Here is a 272-nt window from a genome sequence, read left to right on the forward strand (position 1 = left end):
AGTGGAGGCGGCCCGGTCGCGGGATCGCGGATGCCGCACCGGCGGTTCGGGCGTACCTTGGGTGAGGTGACGTCACCCCCACCGCGCCCCTCCACGGTCGGCGAGCTCCGCGCCTCCGGCCACGTGCAACGGTCCGTCCAGGACGAGATCCGGCACAACCTGCTCGCTGCGCTGCGCGACGGTACCGATCCGTGGCCCGGCCTCCTCGGTTTCGAGGACACCGTCGTCCCGCAGCTCGAACGCGCCCTCATCGCCGGTCACGACGTGGTCCT

At 72.4% G+C, this 272-nt stretch carries 1 pseudogene; it reads left to right on the forward strand.

Going from position 1 to position 272, the window contains the following annotated elements:
• Positions 1 to 66: 66 nt before the first annotated feature.
• Positions 67 to 272 (forward strand): annotated as a pseudogene (locus NVV99_RS26495) (magnesium chelatase); the annotation flags it as partial.

Origin of the sequence: Rhodococcus sp. PAE-6, assembly GCF_025290685.1 — a bacterium.
Lineage (GTDB): Bacteria > Actinomycetota > Actinomycetes > Mycobacteriales > Mycobacteriaceae > Rhodococcus > Rhodococcus pyridinivorans.